Source organism: Cupriavidus metallidurans CH34, from assembly GCF_000196015.1.
Taxonomy (GTDB): domain Bacteria; phylum Pseudomonadota; class Gammaproteobacteria; order Burkholderiales; family Burkholderiaceae; genus Cupriavidus; species Cupriavidus metallidurans.
Genome location: NC_007973.1, coordinates 1,708,809 through 1,727,732 on the forward strand (window position 1 = coordinate 1,708,809; position 18,924 = coordinate 1,727,732).

The window sequence follows — 18,924 nt, forward strand, 5'->3', positions numbered from 1 at the left end:
ACGTTTTTCTTGCGGATCTTGCGTGCCTGGGTATCGAATCAGGCGCGTTTTTCGATCGGCACGAACTTCAGGTTTTCCGGGCCGGTGTAGTTGGCGGTCGGGCGGATGATCTTGTTGTCGACCCGTTGCTCGATCACGTGCGCGGCCCAGCCCGAGGTACGGGCGATCACGAACAGCGGCGTGAACATCGCGGTCGGCACACCCATCATGTGGTAGCTCACCGCGCTGAACCAGTCCAGGTTCGGGAACATCTTCTTGGCGTCGGCCATCACCGTTTCCAGGCGCTCGGCGATGTTGAACATCTTCATCGAACCGGCGTCCTTCGACAGCTTGCGCGCCACTTCCTTGATCACCACGTTACGCGGGTCGGAGATCGTGTACACGGGGTGACCGAAACCGATCACCACTTCCTTGTTCTCCACGCGGCGACGGATGTCGGCCTCTGCCTCGTCCGGCGTGTCGTAGCGCTTCTGGATCTCGAAGGCCACTTCGTTGGCGCCGCCGTGCTTCGGACCACGCAGCGCGCCGATGCCGCCGCAGATGGCCGAGTACATGTCGGAGCCCGTGCCAGCCACCACGCGGCAGGCGAACGTCGAGGCGTTGAACTCGTGCTCTGCATACAGGATCAGCGAAGTCTGCATCGCGCGTTCCCACAGCTTCGACGGGGCTTCGCCGTGCAGCAGGTGCAGGAAGTGGGCGGCGATCGAGTCGTCATCGGTTTCCACTTCGATGCGGCGGCCGTTGTGGCTGTAGTGGTACCAGTACAGCAGCATAGAGCCGAGGCTGGCCATCAGGCGGTCGGCGATGTCACGCGCGCCCGGGGTGTTGTGGTCGTCCTTTTCCGGCAGCACGGTGCCCAGCACCGACACGCCAGTGCGCATCACGTCCATCGGGTGGGCGCTGGCCGGCACCCATTCCAGGGCGGCCTTTACGTTGGCGGGCAGGCCGCGCAGTGCCTTCAGCTTGACCTTGTAGGCGGCCAGTTCGGACTTGGTCGGCAGCTTGCCGTGGACCAGAAGGTGAGCGATTTCCTCGAATTCGCAGGTGTCGGCGATGTCGAGGATGTCGTAGCCACGATAGTGCAGGTCATTGCCGCTGCGTCCCACGGTGCACAGTGCGGTATTGCCGGCGGCGATACCTGACAGGGCAACGGACTTCTTGGGCTTCGGGGTGGCCAGCGGTTGGGCTTCGGACATTTGGGTCTCCTGGTTAAGCTTGGTGTGTTTGCGTGCGGTCATGGCGGTGGGTGCTGGATCAGCGGCCCTTGCCTTGTGCGAAGAGCGCGTCGAGCTTCTGCTCGAAGTCATGGTAGCCGATGCGATCGTACAGTTCGGCGCGCGTCTGCATCGTGTCGACCACGTTCTTCTGGGTGCCCTCGCGGCGGATCGCCTGGAAGACATTCTCGGCCGCCTTGTTCATGGCGCGGAACGCCGACAGCGGGTAGAGCGCCATGGCAACGCCGGCGTTGCGCAGTTCATCCAGCGTGTAGTACGGCGTGGCGCCGAATTCGGTCAGGTTGGCCAGCACGGGTACCTTCACGGCATCGACGAACTTGCGGTACATGTCCATGTCGGTCATCGCCTCGGGGAAGATGGCGTCGGCGCCGGCTTCCACGCAGGCCACGGCGCGTTCGATCGCGCTGTCGAGGCCTTCGACGGCCAGCGCGTCGGTGCGGGCCATGATGACGAAGTTCTCGTCCGTACGTGCATCGACGGCGGCACGGATGCGGTCGACCATTTCACCCTTGGTGACGATTTCCTTGTTCGGACGGTGGCCGCAGCGCTTGGCGCCGACCTGGTCTTCGATATGCATGGCGGCTGCGCCGAACTTGATCAGCGAGCGCGTGGTGCGGGCCACGTTGAATGCCGAGGCGCCGAAGCCGGTGTCGACGTCGACCAGCAGCGGCGTGTCGCACACGTCGGTGATGCGGCGGATGTCGGTCAGCACGTCGTCCAGGTTCGAGATGCCCAGGTCAGGCAGACCCAGCGAGCCAGCGGCCACGCCGCCGCCCGACAGGTAGATCGCGCGATAACCGGCCCGCTTGGCCAGCAGCGCGTGATTGGCATTGATGGTGCCCGGGATCTGCAGGGGGCTTTCATCGATCAGGGCCTGGCGGAAGCGTGCGCCGGCGGAGCGGGCGAGTTCGGTGGCGGTAAAGGTCATGGCGTGAATCCGTTATTCGTGAATGCTGAAACCTGTCGGGACAGGGTGGCCCTATGGCGCAAGGGGTGTGCCAGCTGCCAAGTGATGCTTGCGGCAGGTGTCGGTCGAGCCTGCTTTTCGACGATTTCTCCTTATTGATCAGTGGTTTATCCCATGTGGGTGCAGTGCGCGGCCCATGCTGGAAAGTGGCGTCGATGGCATTCCAGTGTTCGGCTTTGAAATTCACGCATTTCAAAGTTGAAATGCCGGGCTGGCCGGTGCAGAATCCAGATCGACTATACGCCCGCGTTGGAAGCTGTTCCATGACACCGTCGCACCCTACTGTTCCTCAGCCGATTTCCCTCAACCCCGCTGGCCCCGTCGCCCCTGGCGCCCGCCCGAGGATCTGGGCCATGGGCATCAGCCGTCTCTCTCGCGCCTTTGCCGAACTGATTCCGGCCTACGCGGGCCGGGCGGAATTCCGGATCGTTGGCCGGGCCTTCGAAGCCGCGGCCAGCGCCATCAACCGGGAGGCACGGGAGAACCGCGTCGATGTGGTGGTGGCGGGCGGATCGAACGGCGCCTACCTGCGCCAGCATGTCGACGTGCCGGTGGTGCTGGTCAAGGTGACCGGCTTCGACGTCATGAGCGCGTTAGCCACCGCCCGGCGCATTTCGCCGAAGGTGGCGCTGGTGACGCATGCCTCCACCTACGCCGAGGTCGACGAGTTTGTACGGGCCTTCTCGCTCGATATCCCGCGCTACACCTATCTGACTGAAGACGATGCGACCGCACGTGTACGGGCGCTCAAGGAGGAGGGCGTGCGCGTGGTGGTCGGCCCGGGCCTGGTGACAGACATGGCCGACAAGTACGGGCTCGTCGGCGTGTTTCTCTACTCGGGCAATGCCGTGCGGCTGGCGCTGGAGGATGCAATCGAGGCCGCGCGGTTGCGTCGTATCGAATCCACGCGACGCGAATACGTGAACACGATTCTTGCCCACCTGAACGAAGGCGTGGCTGCGGTAGACGGCGAGGGGCGGGTGCAGGCGTTCAATCCGGCGATGGAGCGATTCCTCGGCACGCCTGCCGGGGTTGCGGTGGGTCGCAAGCTATCCACGCTGGCGCCCGGACTGTCCCTCGACGGCGTGATGCAGAGCGGCGCGCGCGAGCTCGAAGCAATCCATCGGTTGGGCGACAAGATGGTGGTCGTCAACCGGATTCCGATCATGAGCGAGGCCGGCACGACAGGCGCCGTGCTGACGATCCAGGACGCCAACGCGATTCACCGCGCGGACCGCAACCTGCGCTCGCGCACACGCGCCCGGGCGGCGGGCGTGCGTTACAGCCTGGACGACCTGGCGGGCGATTCGCCGGCGATGAGCGATCTGCGTGCGCTGGCGCGGCGCTATGCGATGGTCGATTCGACCGTTCTGGTCAGCGGCGAAAGCGGTACCGGCAAGGAAGTGCTGGCGCAGGGGATGCACGACGCGAGTCCGCGCCGCGCCTTTCCCTTCGTGGCGGTCAACTGCGCGGCCTTCCCCGAGACGCTGCTCGAGTCCGAGCTGTTCGGCTACGAGGAAGGGGCGTTCACGGGCGCCCGGCGTGGCGGCAAGGCCGGCCTGTTCGAGTCGGCGCATAACGGCACGCTGTTTCTCGACGAGATCGGCGATATGCCGCCGGCGCTGCAAACGCGCCTGCTGCGTGTGCTGCAGGAGAAACAGGTGCTGCCAATCGGCGCGATCGAGGCCGTGCCGGTCAATGTGCGCGTGATCGCCGCCACGCACCGCGACCTGGCCGCGCTCGTGCGCGATGGGGCATTCCGCCAGGATCTCTACTACCGCCTGAACATCCTCCGCATCGAGATGCCGCCTTTGCGCGACCGCGCGGGAGACCTGCCCGTGCTGGCGGAACTGCTCTACCGGCGTGCGCAGGAACGGCTTGGCATGTCGGATGGGGAACCGCTACCCGCGATCGTGCGGGCACGCCTGGCGCGTTACGTGTGGCCGGGGAATATTCGCGAACTCGAAAACGTGACCGAGCGGATTGCAGTGCTTGTGGCCGGCGCGAACCTGACACCTGTGGCGCTGCAGCGGGAGTTGCAGGCGGCGGTGCCGGAACTGTTTTCTGGTGATCACGGGACGGCCATCGAAATGTCCGACGGCGTGCCCGCGCAATCGCTGGCAGGGGTGGCCAAGGCAAGCCAGGCCGAGCATATCCGCCGTGTGCTGGCCGATTGCGGCGGTAACCGCGCGGCGGCCTGCGCGCAGCTAGGCATCAGTCCGACAACACTTTGGAGACGGTTGCGCGAGGAGTGATCGATATCCGGTCCTTCATGAAGTCCGTTATTTCGCAATTAACGGCCAGAATTATTCGCCACCAATAATTTGGGCTAAAAGTCCAAGGCCTTGAAAGACCAATAGAAAGACTACAGGAAAGACCGAAAGGGACTGGCTTACGCGTCAGACATCGTCTGCAAGTCGCACCCCAGTGAACTGCCAGCGCTGGTGCGGATAGAAGAAGTTGCGGTAGCTCGCCCGGATATGGGATTCGGCGGTGACGCAGGAACCGCCGCGCAGCACCATCTGGCTGCTCATGAACTTGCCGTTGTACTCGCCCACGGCCCCCTCGCGTGGCCGGAAGCGGGGATAGGGCAGGAAGGCGCTGCCTGTCCACTCCCAAACGTCGCCGAACATCTGACGCAGGGAGCCGGCCGTGTTCTGGCGATCGGGCAAGGGACGTAACGCGCGGCCTTCCGCGAAATTGCCGGTGGCGGGCAGATTGTGCGCCGCGTGCTCCCATTCAGCCTCGGTCGGCAGGCGGCGCTCCGCCCAGCGCGCGAACGCGTCGGCCTCGAAGAAACTCACGTGCGTGACCGGGCTGTCCGGATCGACGGGCTGCATTCCGCGCAACGTCATCTGCCACCAAGTGCCATCGCGCTCTTCCCAGTACAGGGGGGCTTCGATCTGGTTGTCGCAGACCCAGCGCCAGCCGTCGGAGAGCCACAGGCCGGTCGACTGATAGCCGCCATCCTCGATGAATTCAAACCACTGGTGGTTGCTGACCGGGTGCGAGCACAGCAGGTATGGATGCAACAGTACCTGGTGGCGCGGGCCTTCGCAATCGAATGCGAAACCGTCTCCGCTGTGGCCGATCGTCACCACGCCGCCCGGAAAGGCGATCCACTCTGGCGCAGGGCGCGGGTCGGCGATAACCGGGGACGGCAGCGTCGGCGCATAGGCCGGGCGCAGTGGATTTTGCGCGAACAGATGCAGGATATCGGTCAGCAGGAGTTCCTGATGCTGCTGCTCGTGATGCAGGCCAAGCGTGATCAACGCCGCTTCGTCGTCGGTCTGGGCCCGCATTAGTAGCGATTCCATCGCTTCATCGACGGCTTCGCGATACGCCAGTACCTCGTCGAGCGACGGCCGTGTCAGCAGCCCGCGGCGCGGGCGCGGGTGGCGCGCGCCGACAGCTTCATAGTACGAATTGAACAGATAGCGATACTGCGGATCGACTGGCTCGTAATCGGGCAGCCGGGCGCCAAGCACGAACTCCTCGAAGAACCAGGTGGTATGGGCAAGATGCCACTTCGCTGGGCTGGCGTCGTCCATGGATTGCACGGTTGCGTCAGCATCTGACAGGTCCGCCACCATCGCTTCCGTAGCGCTGCGCACATGACGGTACTGGCTGAGCAGGGCGGGTTCTTGCGGTGGATGACTGGCGGCGGCAGGCAGCAGGGCTGAGGTCATGCAGACTCCTGGAAGGCGCGGCAAATGTCGAACAATCATAGACCCATCCGCATGTCGGGGCGAGCGGTAAGGCCATCGGAGTTTGACTTGGGAGGGCGTTTGCGAGGCCCACAAAAAAACAGGTGCCTGGGGGAGGCACCTGTCTTAAGGATCGCCGGCACCGGGGGAGGGCGCCGGGAACTACACGGAGAGGGAGATACTGTCAGGCTCAGGCAGCGGCGCGCAGCGCGGCGTCGTTGAGCGCGGCAATCTGCGAGCGGGCGGTCGTGAGACCGGCTTCGCGCGCGTCGGGGCCCATGGCCAGACCGTGAGCGCGGACGATGCTGATGTCGGTGATACCGAGGAAGCGCAACACCGCATCGATGGTGACTTCGTGCAGGTCCAGCGTGTTGGCGTCCTGACGCACGCCGCCTCGCGACGACACCACGATCACGCGCTTGCCGACTGCCAGGCCTTCAGGGCCGTTGGCGGTGTAGCGGAAGGTGCGGCCGGCTTGCGCGATGCGGTCGATCCAGGCCTTGAGCTGGCTCGGGATGCTGAAGTTGTACTGCGGCACGCCAATCACCAGCACATCGGCAGCCATGAATTCGGCCAGGAACGTTTCAGTGCGCTCGAGTTCGGCTTGCTGCACGGCGTTCAGGCCGTCCTTCGGGCCACCCAGCACCGGCAGCAGGTGGTTGCCGAGGTGGGCGGGGGCTTCCTTGTCCAGATCGCGCACGGTTACCTTGGCGCCTGGGTTCTTGGCAACGAGGTCGGCCACGATGCTGGCGGTCAGGGAACGCGATACGGAGTTGTCGCCCAGTACGCTCGAATCGATTTGCAGGATGTTCATGTCTGGCTCCACTTGGGAATTCGGTTTGGATGGCTGAAAGATAGAGGTTCCCCATTGGTGCCGGTAGTGAGGCAAAATGCAAATGATTGTTCTATCGCTGCAACGGCATGCGCCTCGCCGCCTACGTGCCGTTGCCGCCTTGAAGGAGCCCGCCATGCAGGATCTCAATGATTTGTCGCTGTTCGCCCAAGTGGTGCAGCACGGCAGCTTTTCAGCGGCAAGCCGGGCCACCGGCGTGCCGAAATCGCGACTTTCCCGCCGGATTGCACAGCTCGAAAAGGAATTGGGTGTGCAATTGCTCCGCCGGACTACACGGCAAGTGCGTGTAACGCCGCTTGGTGAGGCCTACTATGCCCGCTGCCGAGAGATGCTCGATGCGGCGGAGGCCGCCCGCGAAGTGATCGAACATGCTCGCGACCAGCCGGGAGGCTTTCTCCGAATCAGTTGCCCGGTCGGTATCGCACAGGTGCTGCTGGCACCTTCGATCGGTCATTTCATGCGGGCCAACCCCGGCATCCAGCTTGAAGTCGAAGCCACCAACCGCCGCGTCGACGTGATCGCGGAGGGATTCGACCTCGCCCTGCGCGTGCGAAACGTGCTGGAGGATTCAAGCCTGGGCGGTTTCAAGTCCAAGTGCAACAAAAACTCAATGCACTAAATCCGGCTGCTGGGCCAGCCGCGCCAAATGCTCGGCATAGACCTCGATGGGCTTGCGCCACCCCAGAGTCATCCTGGGCCGTCCATTGAGCTCATCGGCCACAGCGTCCAACTGCTCCTGGCTGTAGCCACTCAGATCAGTCCCCTTGGGGAAGTACTGGCGCAAGAGCCCATTGGTGTTCTCGTTGCTCCCCCTTTGCCAGGGACTGTAGGGGTCGCAGAAGTACACCTTCATGCCTGTGTTCTCGCTGAGCTGGCGGTGCTCGGCCATCTCGCTGCCCCGGTCGTAGGTCAGGGTCTGGCGCATCGGCTGGGCTATTGTCTTGAGCTTGTCGCTGAAGGCTTGCAGTACATGCGCCGCTGTGGCGGGGTTGGGGTGTGGCAGCTTGACCAGCACCACCAGACGGGTGGTGCGCTCGACCAGCGTGCCAATCGCACTGGCGTTAGCCTTGCCTTTGATCAGATCACCCTCCCAGTGGCCGGGCAACTGGCGATCCTCGATCTCGGGTGCTCGCACATGGATGCTCAGCAAGTCTTGCGTCTCCTTGCGGCGATCCTTTCCCCTGGAGCGGGGCCAACGTTTGGCGTGGGCCATGCGCAGGCAGGACACCAGCTCCTTCTTGAGCTCTCCCCGGGGCTGGGCGTAGATGCAGGTGTAGATGCTTTCGTGTGAGGCTTGCAAGCGGCGATCCTGTGGGTGAAGACGCTGGAGTTCGTTGGCGATTTGCTGGGGCGACCACTTGTGGCGCAGGTAGTCGCAAACCAGCGGGAACAAGGGCCCTTGGCGGTGCAGCTTGGGGCTGGGACGGGCTTGGCGTTTGCGATTGTCACTGCGCTGCTGGGCGAACTTGGAGGCGTAGCCCTTGCCGCCTGCATTGCGATTGCACTCGCGGCTGATAGTGCTCTTGTCACGCCCCAGGGCCCTGGCTATGGCGCTGAGGCTTTGCTTTTGCTGCAGCCCCAGGGCTATCGCATGGCGTTCGGTCTCACTCAACTGCTGGTAATTTTTCTTGGTCATCTTGGCCTCAATTCTCGGTGTTGCACTTCGGAATTGAGGCCGCCCTGGCCGTGCGTACGTTCGGCAAGAGCGAGTTGCGGCTGGTGGCCAGCCCGGCACTGCTCGACAGCATTGGCCGGCCGCGCACGCCGCAGGCGCTGGAAGGGATGCCCGGCGTCAATCAGAAGCCTCATGATGGCAAGCATGTGTGGCCGCTGGTCAGCAAGACCGGCGAGCAGGTCCATGTGAGCTACGACCCGAAGCTCATCTCTGATGAGTTTGCGCTGCTGAGGGAAGCGGCAGTTGCCGGCGTCGGCGTGGCACTGCTGCCGAGCATGTACTGTCGCGATGAAGTCGAGCGCGGGGAGCTTGAAGTACTGCTGCCGCAGTGGGACTTGCCGATGGGGGTGCTGCACGCGGTCTTTCCGTCGCGGCAGGGTGTAACACCCGCACTGCGCCGCTTTCTCGACTATCTGGGCGAAGTGTTGCCCGAATGCGCGCGCAAGATGGGAATGATTCCGAACGTCAGCCTGGGAATGCACGTGGCGCCACCGACCGAGCCCGCGCAGCGCGCCAGCGGCAAGGCGAAGGAGCTGGAGGCGCCCTGACCGTCCTGACCGTCCTGACCGTCCTGACAGGCCAGGCAGCGGGCAACCGGCACGGTGCTGCGCCTTTACCTTCACGCCAGCACGACCTAATGTAGGGAGTACAGGTCACATGCGTTCCATGTGATCCCGCATTGCCAAATGCAAGGAGCTGTCGAAATGAGTCACTCGCAAGGATCGCAGGATCTTGGCAAGGCCGTACTTCGTATCGTGCTGGGGGTGCTGATTCTGTTGCACGGTATCTCGAAGATCATGGCTGGCCCGGGTTTCGTGGTGAAGGTGGTCACCGACGCCGGCCTGCCGGTGGAACTGTCCTATCTGGTCTACGTGGGCGAGGTGCTGGCCCCCATCCTTCTGATCGTCGGTCTGTGGACCCGGGCGGCGGCGTTGATCGTCGTCGTCAACATGCTCTTCGCGTTTGGGCTCGTCCACACCAAACAACTCATGGAGATGGCGCCAACCGGTGGCTGGGCGCTGGAGTTGCAGGGGATGTATCTGGCGGGCGCGCTCGCCGTGGCCCTGCTCGGTGCCGGACGTCTGAGCTTCGGCGGTATCGATGGCAGGTGGAACTGACGGAGGCACCGCGATGCTGAGTCTTGGTGGAATTCGTCGTGCCGCGCCCTGGATGGTGGTGCTGGTGTCGCTGGCAGGCTGCGCGACTGGCCCTGATATTCGCGCCGACTACAACCATGCGAACGACTTCTCGAAGTACCGGACGTTTGGGTTCGTGGCGCATCCTGGCACGGACCGCAGCGGGTACGAGAGCCTGACTACGCAATACCTGAAGACGGCGGTCGAGCGGGAGATGTCCGCGCGCGGCTATCGGTATGCGGCTCATCTGCCCGACTTGCTGGTCAACTTCAACGCGCAGTTGCGCGAGAAAGTCGTCAGCAACCCGGCCCCGATGCCGCCGCCCGGATACGCCGGCTACTACGCGTATCGCGGCGGTCTCTATGCGCCATGGCCCGGTTACGGGTTCTACAGCGATACCTACACCTACACCGAGGGCACGCTGAATATCGATATCGTCGATGCGCAGAGGAACCAGCTTGTCTGGGAGGGCGTGGCGCAGGGCGATGCCAGCGACGTGGACCCACAGACCCGCCAGCAGGCTATCGACAAGGTCGTGACGCAGATTTTCCTCAAGTACCCGTTCCGCGCGGCGCAGTAACGCGTCGCTACGCGGCGCGGCGCACCTTCATCCCTGCGTCACCATCTTTTTTCACCAAATTAGGCGCTTTCCGCGACATCGCGTCACAAATTCGCGCATGGCACCAGAGCCAGACCCGCTACAATCGCTGCCCGTAGTTTTGAACGTGTCAAATTGATCATGGGTCTGGGCTGGTTCGGATTGTCGACCTTGTGGCTGTTGCCGCTCGTATGGCAAACAGTGGGGCGTGTGCTGGCTGGCGAGCGGCGGCTGCTTGGTCGTGGCTCGCTGCGCGTGCTGCTTGGCACGGTACTCGTGCTGGGTGCCAGCGCCACGCTTGAATCGCTGACTGGCGGCGAAGGCGAGACCGCGGGCGGTGCCGTCGGGCACGCGCTGGCCGGCGTGGTGTCCGGAATGCTCGGCTGGACCGGCGCGCTGCTGATGATGCTGGCGGTGCTGGGCCTGACCGCGCCCATGGTGTTCGGCGAGACATGGCGCAGCCTGTTCCTGCTGCGCAAGCCGCGCGTGGAAAGTGACGAGGACCGGGGCGACACCCGGACGAAGTCGCGCGCCGATTCCCGATTCGAATCACGAGGCAGCGCCCGTACAACAGATTCCCGTCACGACGCGCGTAGCGAACCGCGCGGCGATTTCCGTAGCGATAGCGCCGCGCCGCAGGCTTCGCCGCGTGATTCCGTCGAGCGCTGGGAGACCACTTCGCTGCCGGCGCAGTCGGCCGGCGGCTGGCAGGCCACGCAGACGCGCCAGAAAGGTATCGAGGCGGTTTCCGCCCGCCGTCAGCCCGCGTGGCAACCGCCGCCCCGCACGCGTGAGTCGCCCCCGCAACCGGGCGAGATCTGGCTGCATCATGCCGAGGCGCCAGGCGCGGTGAAGCCGGTGACGCCGAAGCCTGCTCCGTCTTCCGCCCAGAAGCCTTCCTCGACGCCACCCACGCCTCGCGCGGCCAACCCTGTGCCGACGGCCGCCCGTCCCGCCGCTGCCGCACCGGTCCAGGCGAAGGCGGAAGCCACGGTTGCGCCGAAGCCGGCAGCACCGCGCGCGACGGTGGTCAGCAGCCCGTTCCGTAATCCGCAGCTCGGCCTGCGCTCGGCAATTACCACGCTGCCCGAGCCTGCGGTTGCGACCACGGTGGCCGCGTCGGCAGCTACCGTCGCCCCGGCTGCCACGGCGGAGGTTGTCGAACAGGCGATAGATATTGCGGCTGTCGCGGCTGTTGCGACTGTGGCGGACGACCTTGCCGTCGAACGTCAGGATGCGCCCGCTGCGTTGGAAACGTCCGCTGCGTTGGAAACGTCCGCAGTGGACGGCCAATCCGAGGCGTCTGGCGAAATGCCGGAATCGTCAGTGACGATGGACGCGATTCGCGACGAGGCGCTGGCCCTGTTGGCGGAATTGCAGGCGCTGGCCGGCCGGCACGTGCAGCCATCGGTGGCAGTGGAGCCTTCGCCGGTGGCAGAGGCAGTGGCCGAGGCCGCGCCGATGGAAGCCGAGGCGCTGCCGGCACCGATCGCGGAGTCGGTATTGGCTGACGTCCCGGACGTGCCAGCCGAGCAGGGCGATGCCGACGACATGGCGATCCAGTTGGCCGTGGCGGCTTCAATGGCCGAGGCGGAGATCGCCCAAGCGGAAGCCATCGATGAGGCGCCAGCCGAAGCCGAAGCCGAAGCCGCAACTGCAACCGCAGAACAAGAGACCACCGAAGCGATCCTCGCCGAGGCCGTCCCGGCCAGCGACAAAGCCAGCAGGCCGGTGGTCGATGCCGGCGATCCCGAGTCTGACGAATCCCGAATCGAATTGCAGGCGGAAGCGGAGGAAGCAGGGGAGGGCGAAGATCAGGCCGACGACAGCCAGACCGACGACCCGTCCGCCGTGGTGGATGCCAACACCTTCGTCCAGCCAACGCCCAAGCCACGCATCGTCCTGCCGGCCGTAGTCGGGCGGACGGTGGCACTTGGCGCCCAGGCGCCGGCGACGGTTGCCCCGGTGATGGCCGCGCCTGTGCCGCCGTCACCCCCGGCAGCGCCCCCTGCGCCGCCAGCGCCGCGAATCGTCGACTACCGCCTGCCGGGCGCCAGCCTGCTGGAAGCGGCCGACGAGAACGCCGAGCAGGTGTCCGAGGAACGGCTAGAGCAGACCGGCGAGCTGATCGCCCAGCGCCTGGCCGAGTTCAAGGTGCCGGTGTCCGTGGTCGGAGCCAGCGCGGGTCCGGTCATCACACGATTTGAAGTAGACCCGGCGATGGGCGTGCGCGGCGCGCAGGTGGTGGGCCTGATGAAGGATCTGGCCCGCGCGCTGGGCGTGACATCGATCCGCGTGGTCGAGACGATTCCAGGCAAGACCTGCATGGGTCTGGAACTGCCGAACGCGAAGCGGCAGATGATCCGCCTGTCCGAAATCGTCAATGGCGGAGCTTTCCAGGCGCACGCGTCGAAGCTCGTGCTGGCCATGGGCAAGGACATCACCGGCAACCCGGTGGTGACCGATCTGGCGCGCGCGCCGCACCTGCTGGTGGCCGGCACGACCGGCTCGGGCAAGTCGGTGGCCGTCAACGCCATGATCCTGTCGATGCTGTACAAGGCCACGCCGGAAGACGTGCGCCTGATCATGATCGACCCGAAGATGCTCGAGTTGTCGGTCTACGAGGGCATTCCGCACCTGCTGGCGCCCGTGGTCACGGACATGAAGCAGGCCGCGCACGCGCTCAACTGGTGCGTCGGGGAAATGGAAAAGCGCTACCGGCTGATGTCGGCGCTCGGTGTACGCAATCTGGCGGGCTACAACCAGAAGATTCGCGTGGCGGAAGCCGCCGGGGAGAAGGTGCCGAACCCGTTCTCGCTGACGCCGGATGCGCCCGAGCCGCTGTCCACGCTGCCGCTGATCGTGGTGGTGATCGACGAGCTGGCCGATCTGATGATGGTGGCCGGCAAGAAGATTGAGGAATTGATCGCCCGGCTGGCGCAGAAGGCGCGCGCGGCCGGCATCCACCTGATCCTGGCTACGCAGCGGCCGTCGGTGGACGTGATCACGGGCCTGATCAAGGCCAATATCCCGACCCGCGTGGCGTTCCAGGTGTCTTCGAAGATCGACTCGCGCACGATCCTGGACCAGATGGGCGCCGAGAGTCTGCTGGGGCAAGGCGACATGCTGTTCCTGCCGCCGGGCACAGGCTATCCTCAGCGTGTGCACGGCGCATTCGTGGCCGACGAGGAAGTGCATCGCGTGGTCGAACACTGGAAGCAGTTCGGCGAGCCTGACTACGACGAGGCGATCCTGGCAGGCGACGCGCCCGAAGGCGCCGCGGATCTGTTCGGCGACAGCGGTGGCGACGGCGAGTCCGACCCGCTCTACGATGAGGCCGCCCAATTCGTGCTGACATCGCGGCGCGCGTCGATTTCCGCCGTGCAGCGGCAACTGCGCATCGGCTACAACCGTGCCGCGCGCCTTATCGAACAGATGGAAGCGGCGGGGCTGGTATCCCCGATGGGCCGCAACGGCACGCGCGAAGTGCTGGCGCCGGGGCCGTCCGACTAAGGAACTGACGATGACGGCGACCACCGGCAATCTACTGCGAGACGTACCGGTTCACGCATCGGCGGAGATCTTTGCCGATCTGATGGAATGGCAGGCGGCGGGCCGGGTGCGCATCGAGCGCATCGTCTCGAACGGCCAGGCCAGCGCGCCCGGCTTCTGGTACGACAGCACCGACGACGAGTGGGTGCTCGTGATCAGCGGCAGCGCCGCCGTGGAAGTCGACGACGGCACGACGCACACGTTGGGCGCCGGTGACTGGCTTCATTTGCCGGCCCACTGCCGCCACCGCGTGGCAAGGACCGATGCGGCACAGCCGACCATCTGGCTGGCGATCCACGTCTCCCCGGCGGCCACCTGATCCGCCTGACACGCTTGATCTGCCGCGGCGCTTGCCGGATGCCCTTATGATGGGGGGACATCACCGAGCGGAGGCTTCGGCTTGTCTCATTCATTCACGCGGTTCGCCCTCCGGCAATGCCGCTTCCTTGGCGCGCTGTTAGTGCTGTTGGTCATGGCCTGTGGTCCGGCTGCCGGCGCCGACACGCTGCGCATCGGTTCCAAGCGCTTTACCGAGTCGTACATCCTGGGCGAGATCCTGAGGCAGGTTGCCGAGCCGCACGGCCCGGTGCGATATCTGCCGGGGCTGGGCAACACCGCCATCGTGTTCCAGGCGCTCCAGGCCGGAAGCATCGACCTATACCCGGACTACACCGGCACGCTCGCCAGCGAGATCCTGAGACTACCCGGTACCGCCACGCTGGAGCAGATCAACGCCGCGCTGGCGCCAATGGGATTGGGCGCGGCCATCGCGCTCGGCTTCGACAATACCTATGCGATCGCGGTCTCCGATGCCCAGCCAGTCAGCCTGCGCGCGCTTGGCGACCTTGCGGGGCAGCCGGACCTGCGGATCGCCCTGTCGCACGAGTTTCTTGGCCGTGCCGATGGCTGGCCCGCGCTCAAGCGCGCGTATGGACTGCCTCAGCGACCATCCGGGATCGATCATGGCCTCGCCTACGAGGCATTGGCGCACGGACAGATTGACGCGACCGACATCTATTCGACCGATGCCAAGATCAGCAAGTACCATCTGCGCGTGCTCGAGGACAACCAGCGCGTGTTTCCGCGCTACGAGGCGGTGATCGTCTACCGGCTCGACGTGCCGACGCGTCATGCGGCGGCGTGGCAGGCACTGCGGCGTCTGGCTGGCACTATCGGAACGCAGGACATGATCGCCATGAATGCGGCAGCGGAAGTCGATGGGAAGACGTTCTCTGCTGTGGCCCGCAATTTCCTGTCCGGGCATCCAGGGGTATCGGCGGACGGTGTGGCGAGATCGGATCAGCGCGACAACCTGGCGGGGATGCTGACGAACGCGGATACCGGGCGCCTGACTGTCCGGCATCTGGCGCTGGTCGGCGGCTCGGTGGGGGCCGCCACGCTGGTCGGCGTGCCGCTGGGTGTGGTGGCTGCGCGCCGGCGCCGGTTCGGTCAGGTGCTGCTGGCCTTGGTCGGTATGTTGCAGACCATCCCGTCATTGGCGCTGCTGGCGATGCTGATACCGGCGCTGGGCCGCATCGGCATCTGGCCGGCACTGGTCGCGCTGTTCCTCTATGCTTTGCTGCCGATCGTGCGCAACGCGTGCACCGGGTTGCAGGAAGTGCCGGCGGGGATGCGCGATGCCGCCCTGGCACTGGGGATGCGGCCGTTGCAAGTGCTCTGGTACGTGGAGTTGCCGCTCTCCCTGCCGGTGTTGCTGGCCGGTATCAAGACCGCAGCCATCATCAGCGTAGGCACGGCGACCATCGCTGCGTTTGTCGGCGCGGGCGGGTACGGCGAGCGGATCGTGACCGGACTGGCGCTGAACGACGCCACCCAGCTTCTCGGCGGCGCGATTCCGGCCGCGCTGCTGGCATTGGTGGTGCAGGGTGGCTTTGGTCTGGCCGAATACTTGCGGGATCGAAAGCGTGCACGCATGGCGAAATTTGGGTAACAATGCGGTGTCCCCGAGGTGCATCACAACAAGAACGGTACCGCGATGCGTGGATTCGCAATCGGATGGCTGGCATGGATGACGTGGCTGTCGGTGAGCACCGCATGGGCGGCGCCGCCCACTGCTTCCCAAGCGCAGGTAGAGCGCGGCCGTTACCTGGCGCGTGTCGCCAATTGCGTTGCCTGTCACACCGCCGAGGGCGGGGCGCCGATGGCCGGCGGGTTGCCACTGCAGACGGGTGCCGGCACCGTCTACTCCACCAATATCACGCCTGAGGCCAGTACCGGCTTGGGCCGCTATTCGCTCGACGACTTTGACCGTGCTGTACGGCGCGGCGTGGCCCGTGACGGCCGGCGCCTGTATCCCGCCATGCCGTATCCGTCGTACGCGCGTATGACACGAGACGACGTGGCCGCCGTGTATGCGTGGCTGCGTGCCGAGGTCAAGCCGGTAGCGCAGACCAATCGTGATGCGCAGATGCGCTGGCCATACAGCATGCGGTGGCTCATGGTGCCGTGGAACCTGCTCCATCTGGAGGAAGGGCCGATACCGGCCAGCGCTGACCGGGGCGCGGCGTGGAATCGCGGCGCTTATCTCGTCCAGGCCGTGGCGCACTGTGGCGCCTGTCATACCCCGCGTGGCACGCTGTTCGGCGAGAAAGGGACCGATACACGCAGCCGCGAGTTTCTGTCCGGCGCAACGGTCGAGGGGTGGTCGGCCACGAACCTGACCGGCGACATGCTGACCGGGCTCGGCGCCTGGTCGCTGGCGGAGATCGTCGAGTACCTGCACACGGGGCGCAACGCCCATGCCACATCGTTCGGGCCGATGTCGACAGTCATTGCCTCGTCAACCCAGTACATGACCCCCGGAGATCTCGACGCCGTGGCGACCTATCTCAAGTCGATCCCGGGCGCGCGCCGGGAGGCTGAGCCGTTCCGTTATGACGCAACCGTCGCCACGCAACTCGAACAGGGCCGGTTTGATACCGCTGGCGCGCGCCAGTACGCGACCTACTGCATGCCGTGCCACAACGCCAGCGGCAAGGGCTACGAGCGGGTATTTCCGCCACTGGCCGGCAACCCGACGGTGGTGGACCCGAATCCCGCATCGCTGGTGAACCTGCTGCTCAACGGCGCAGTCACGGCGCGGGTCAACACCGCGCCCACGGACTACCACATGCCCGGCTATGGCTGGACCATGGAAGACCAGGAACTGGCACATTTGCTGACCTTCATCCGCAGCAGCTGGGGGAATCGCGCCGCGCCCGTGACGGCGCAAACCGTGGCGGAACGCCGCAAGGCAACAGGAAAGCAGGCGACGAACGCACGATGACCATTACTCGCAGAGACTTCCTGAATGGTACGGCGCTGACGATTGCCGCAGGGCTCGCGCCCACCAGCGTGCTGCGTGCCGCGGAGGCGCAGGGCCCTGCCTATCCTCCCGCGCTGACCGGCCTGCGCGGCAATCACCCCGGCACGTTTACGCTCGCGCATAGTCTGGCGCGGGAGGGTGCGAAGTATCCGGGCGTGCTGGCGCGCGAATCTTATGACCTGGTGGTGGTCGGTGGCGGCATCGGTGGGCTGGCTGCGGCGTGGTTCTACCAGCAGCGCTTCGGTGGCAACGCGCGCATCCTGATCCTCGACAACCACGATGACTTCGGCGGCCACGCCAAGCGGAACGAGTTCACGGTGCGTGGCCGCACGCTGGTTACCTACGGCGGCAGTGCCGAGATGCCGCCGTCGGCCAACGACAATGCGGCCGTCCGGGCGTTGCTGGCGGGGCTCGACCTCGCGCCGAGGATCCAGGCGCGCCCCGGGGACGACTATGCGCGGCGCGGCCTTGGGCGTGCTGTGTTCTTCGATGCCGAGCATTTTGGGCGCGATCAGTGGCTGGCTGGCGATCCGTTCGCGGCGCTGGTCGACGCGCGCAATGCTGGAGTGCGTCCAGCACCGGAAGATCTGGGCGCCTTCCTGAACGCCGCGCCATTGCCGCCAGCCGACCGGCAGGCGCTTCAGCGTCTGGCGCAAGGTGAGACTGACTATCTGTCAGGCATGGCTGGCGAGGCGCGCGCCCGTTACGCGCAATCCACGCGCTATGCGGTGTTTCTGCGCGAGAAGGCTGGACTAGGGCTACCGGGGCTGCGGTTCCTGCGCAGCCGCAGCCAGGACGCCTACGCGCTCGATGCCGACGGCATTACGGTGGCCCAGGCCATCTCGATCGGATTGCCGGCCGGTGCCGGCATGGCCGCCCCGGCGATCGACCCGAGGCTGGGCAAGTCACCGGCGTCGCGGCTTTGGTTCCCGGACGGCAATGCCACACTGGCGCGCGCGCTGGCGAGCAAGCTGGTGCCAGGCGTGGCGGCGGCGCAGGGGCAGGAAATCGTCGGCGCGCGTTTCGACTACAGCAAGCTCGACCGGGAAGGGAATCCGGTGCGTATCCGTTTGAACAGCACCGCCATCGCGATCGAACCAGACGTGCGGATCACGCGCGTGACCTACGGGTGGCAGGGCAACCTGCAACGCGTGGAAGCCGCGCACGTGGTCGTGGCCGGCTACGACATGATGGTGCCGTTCATTCTGCCTTCCTTGCCGGTGCCGGCCAAGGCCGCGCTGCGCGCGTGCGTGAAGGCGCCGCTCGTTTACACCAAGGTGGCGCTCGACAACTGGCGTGCGTTCGATGCGCTGAAAACGTGGCGAATCCATGCGCCGACCATGGCCTACTCGGACCTCTGGCTCGAATCCGCGCCGGGCGGCAAGGATGACCCGGTGGTGCTCCACATGCTCTATGTACCGACCGTGCCCGATAGCGGCATGTCGGCCCGCGAGCGGTTCCGCGCCGGTCGTGCCTTTCTGCTTGGTACGCCGTTCGAGGTGCTCGAGCGCGACATCCGCGCCCAGCTCGACCGTATGCTGGCTGCCGGTGGTTTCAAGTCAGCCCGGGATATCCAGGGCATTACCGTCAATCGCTGGGCGCACGGATACAGCTACATGCCATCCGGGCTCGCGCCCGACGACGCAAACCTGCAAGTTGCGCTGGAGCAGGCAGGGCGGGGTGTGGGGAATATCCGTATCGCGGGGGCCGATACGGCCGGGAGCCCGTCGGTAACCGCAGCGATCGAGCAGTCAATGCGGGCGGTGGGGTCTCTCAATCCCAAGACCTGAGTGAGTGCGGGGGCGGGTCAGCGCGACGGCTTGCGTCCGTCACGCGCTGACGCGAGGCGCAGCCGGCGCACGACCTGGCCGGTTGT

The 18,924-nt window shown here is 65.5% G+C and carries 13 protein-coding genes and 2 pseudogenes; 10 read left to right on the plus strand and 5 right to left on the minus strand.

Annotated features, from left to right (window positions below):
• Positions 1-38: 38 nt before the first annotated feature.
• Both prpC and prpB read right to left on the minus strand, forming a co-directional pair.
• Positions 39-1,196, minus strand: a complete 1,158-nt coding sequence (prpC, locus tag RMET_RS07980; RefSeq protein WP_011516321.1) for a bifunctional 2-methylcitrate synthase/citrate synthase — start codon at positions 1,194-1,196, stop codon at positions 39-41.
• A gap of 58 nt (positions 1,197-1,254) precedes the next feature.
• Positions 1,255-2,163 (minus strand): methylisocitrate lyase, encoded by a 909-nt coding sequence (gene prpB, locus RMET_RS07985; protein ID WP_011516322.1) that lies wholly within the window; start codon positions 2,161-2,163, stop codon positions 1,255-1,257.
• Between the two features lie 302 nt (positions 2,164-2,465).
• Between prpB and prpR the strand changes: the two genes are divergently transcribed.
• Positions 2,466-4,457, plus strand: coding sequence for a propionate catabolism operon regulatory protein PrpR (gene prpR, locus RMET_RS07990; RefSeq protein WP_080710354.1), 1,992 nt, complete (start codon positions 2,466-2,468; stop codon positions 4,455-4,457).
• 144 nt (positions 4,458-4,601) lie between these two features.
• Here prpR and egtB read toward each other — a convergent pair whose 3' ends face one another.
• Both egtB and RMET_RS08000 read right to left on the minus strand, forming a co-directional pair.
• Complete coding sequence (gene egtB / locus RMET_RS07995) at positions 4,602-5,891, minus strand: ergothioneine biosynthesis protein EgtB (RefSeq protein WP_011516324.1); 1,290 nt, start codon at positions 5,889-5,891, stop codon at positions 4,602-4,604.
• 208 nt (positions 5,892-6,099) lie between these two features.
• On the minus strand, positions 6,100-6,723 hold the full coding sequence (locus tag RMET_RS08000) for an FMN-dependent NADH-azoreductase (RefSeq protein WP_008649655.1): 624 nt from the start codon (positions 6,721-6,723) through the stop codon (positions 6,100-6,102).
• A 154-nt stretch (positions 6,724-6,877) separates the two neighbouring features.
• Here RMET_RS08000 and RMET_RS08005 point away from each other — a divergent pair.
• A pseudogene (locus tag RMET_RS08005) lies at positions 6,878-7,339 on the plus strand (LysR family transcriptional regulator); the annotation flags it as partial.
• Positions 7,340-7,369: 30 nt separating this feature from the next.
• Here the strand turns inward: RMET_RS08005 and RMET_RS08010 are convergent.
• Positions 7,370-8,398 carry an IS30-like element IS1088 family transposase gene (locus tag RMET_RS08010; protein ID WP_011516271.1) on the minus strand — a complete coding sequence of 343 codons (1,029 nt, stop codon included), beginning with the start codon at positions 8,396-8,398 and terminating at the stop codon, positions 7,370-7,372.
• A gap of 35 nt (positions 8,399-8,433) precedes the next feature.
• On the opposite strand from RMET_RS08010, the pseudogene RMET_RS08015 reads away from it, so the two are divergent.
• The 8 genes and pseudogenes from RMET_RS08015 to RMET_RS08050 all read left to right on the plus strand — a co-directional run.
• Positions 8,434-8,985, plus strand: a pseudogene (locus RMET_RS08015) (LysR substrate-binding domain-containing protein); the annotation flags it as partial.
• A 156-nt stretch (positions 8,986-9,141) separates the two neighbouring features.
• Positions 9,142-9,555, plus strand: a complete 414-nt coding sequence (locus tag RMET_RS08020) for a DoxX family protein (protein ID WP_008649650.1) — start codon at positions 9,142-9,144, stop codon at positions 9,553-9,555.
• 13 nt (positions 9,556-9,568) lie between these two features.
• Positions 9,569-10,153 carry a DUF4136 domain-containing protein gene (locus RMET_RS08025; RefSeq protein ID WP_011516325.1) on the plus strand — a complete coding sequence of 195 codons (585 nt, stop codon included), beginning with the start codon at positions 9,569-9,571 and terminating at the stop codon, positions 10,151-10,153.
• A gap of 159 nt (positions 10,154-10,312) precedes the next feature.
• On the plus strand, positions 10,313-13,684 hold the full coding sequence (locus RMET_RS08030) for a DNA translocase FtsK (RefSeq protein ID WP_011516326.1): 3,372 nt from the start codon (positions 10,313-10,315) through the stop codon (positions 13,682-13,684).
• 10 nt (positions 13,685-13,694) lie between these two features.
• On the plus strand, positions 13,695-14,042 hold the full coding sequence (locus RMET_RS08035; RefSeq protein WP_011516327.1) for a cupin domain-containing protein: 348 nt from the start codon (positions 13,695-13,697) through the stop codon (positions 14,040-14,042).
• A gap of 81 nt (positions 14,043-14,123) precedes the next feature.
• Positions 14,124-15,674 carry a glycine betaine ABC transporter substrate-binding protein gene (locus RMET_RS08040; protein WP_011516328.1) on the plus strand — a complete coding sequence of 517 codons (1,551 nt, stop codon included), beginning with the start codon at positions 14,124-14,126 and terminating at the stop codon, positions 15,672-15,674.
• 18 nt (positions 15,675-15,692) lie between these two features.
• Positions 15,693-17,009 carry a cytochrome c gene (locus tag RMET_RS08045; protein WP_011516329.1) on the plus strand — a complete coding sequence of 439 codons (1,317 nt, stop codon included), beginning with the start codon at positions 15,693-15,695 and terminating at the stop codon, positions 17,007-17,009.
• Positions 17,006-18,838 carry an NAD(P)-binding protein gene (locus RMET_RS08050; protein ID WP_011516330.1) on the plus strand — a complete coding sequence of 611 codons (1,833 nt, stop codon included), beginning with the start codon at positions 17,006-17,008 and terminating at the stop codon, positions 18,836-18,838. Before RMET_RS08045 ends, RMET_RS08050 begins: the two co-directional genes overlap by 4 nt.
• Positions 18,839-18,924: the final 86 nt, after the last annotated feature.

Bases quoted from the DNA above. Each gene is read 5' to 3' on its own strand.
- prpC (WP_011516321.1), bottom strand. From the start codon at position 1,196: ATGTCCGAAGCCCAACCGCTGGCCACCCCGAAGCCCAAGAAGTCCGTT.
- prpB (WP_011516322.1), bottom strand. From the start codon at position 2,163: ATGACCTTTACCGCCACCGAACTCGCCCGCTCCGCCGGCGCACGCTTC.
- prpR (WP_080710354.1), top strand. From the start codon at position 2,466: ATGACACCGTCGCACCCTACTGTTCCTCAGCCGATTTCCCTCAACCCC.
- egtB (WP_011516324.1), bottom strand. From the start codon at position 5,891: ATGACCTCAGCCCTGCTGCCTGCCGCCGCCAGTCATCCACCGCAAGAA.
- RMET_RS08000 (WP_008649655.1), bottom strand. From the start codon at position 6,723: ATGAACATCCTGCAAATCGATTCGAGCGTACTGGGCGACAACTCCGTA.
- RMET_RS08010 (WP_011516271.1), bottom strand. From the start codon at position 8,398: ATGACCAAGAAAAATTACCAGCAGTTGAGTGAGACCGAACGCCATGCG.
- RMET_RS08020 (WP_008649650.1), top strand. From the start codon at position 9,142: ATGAGTCACTCGCAAGGATCGCAGGATCTTGGCAAGGCCGTACTTCGT.
- RMET_RS08025 (WP_011516325.1), top strand. From the start codon at position 9,569: ATGCTGAGTCTTGGTGGAATTCGTCGTGCCGCGCCCTGGATGGTGGTG.
- RMET_RS08030 (WP_011516326.1), top strand. From the start codon at position 10,313: ATGGGTCTGGGCTGGTTCGGATTGTCGACCTTGTGGCTGTTGCCGCTC.
- RMET_RS08035 (WP_011516327.1), top strand. From the start codon at position 13,695: ATGACGGCGACCACCGGCAATCTACTGCGAGACGTACCGGTTCACGCA.
- RMET_RS08050 (WP_011516330.1), top strand. From the start codon at position 17,006: ATGACCATTACTCGCAGAGACTTCCTGAATGGTACGGCGCTGACGATT.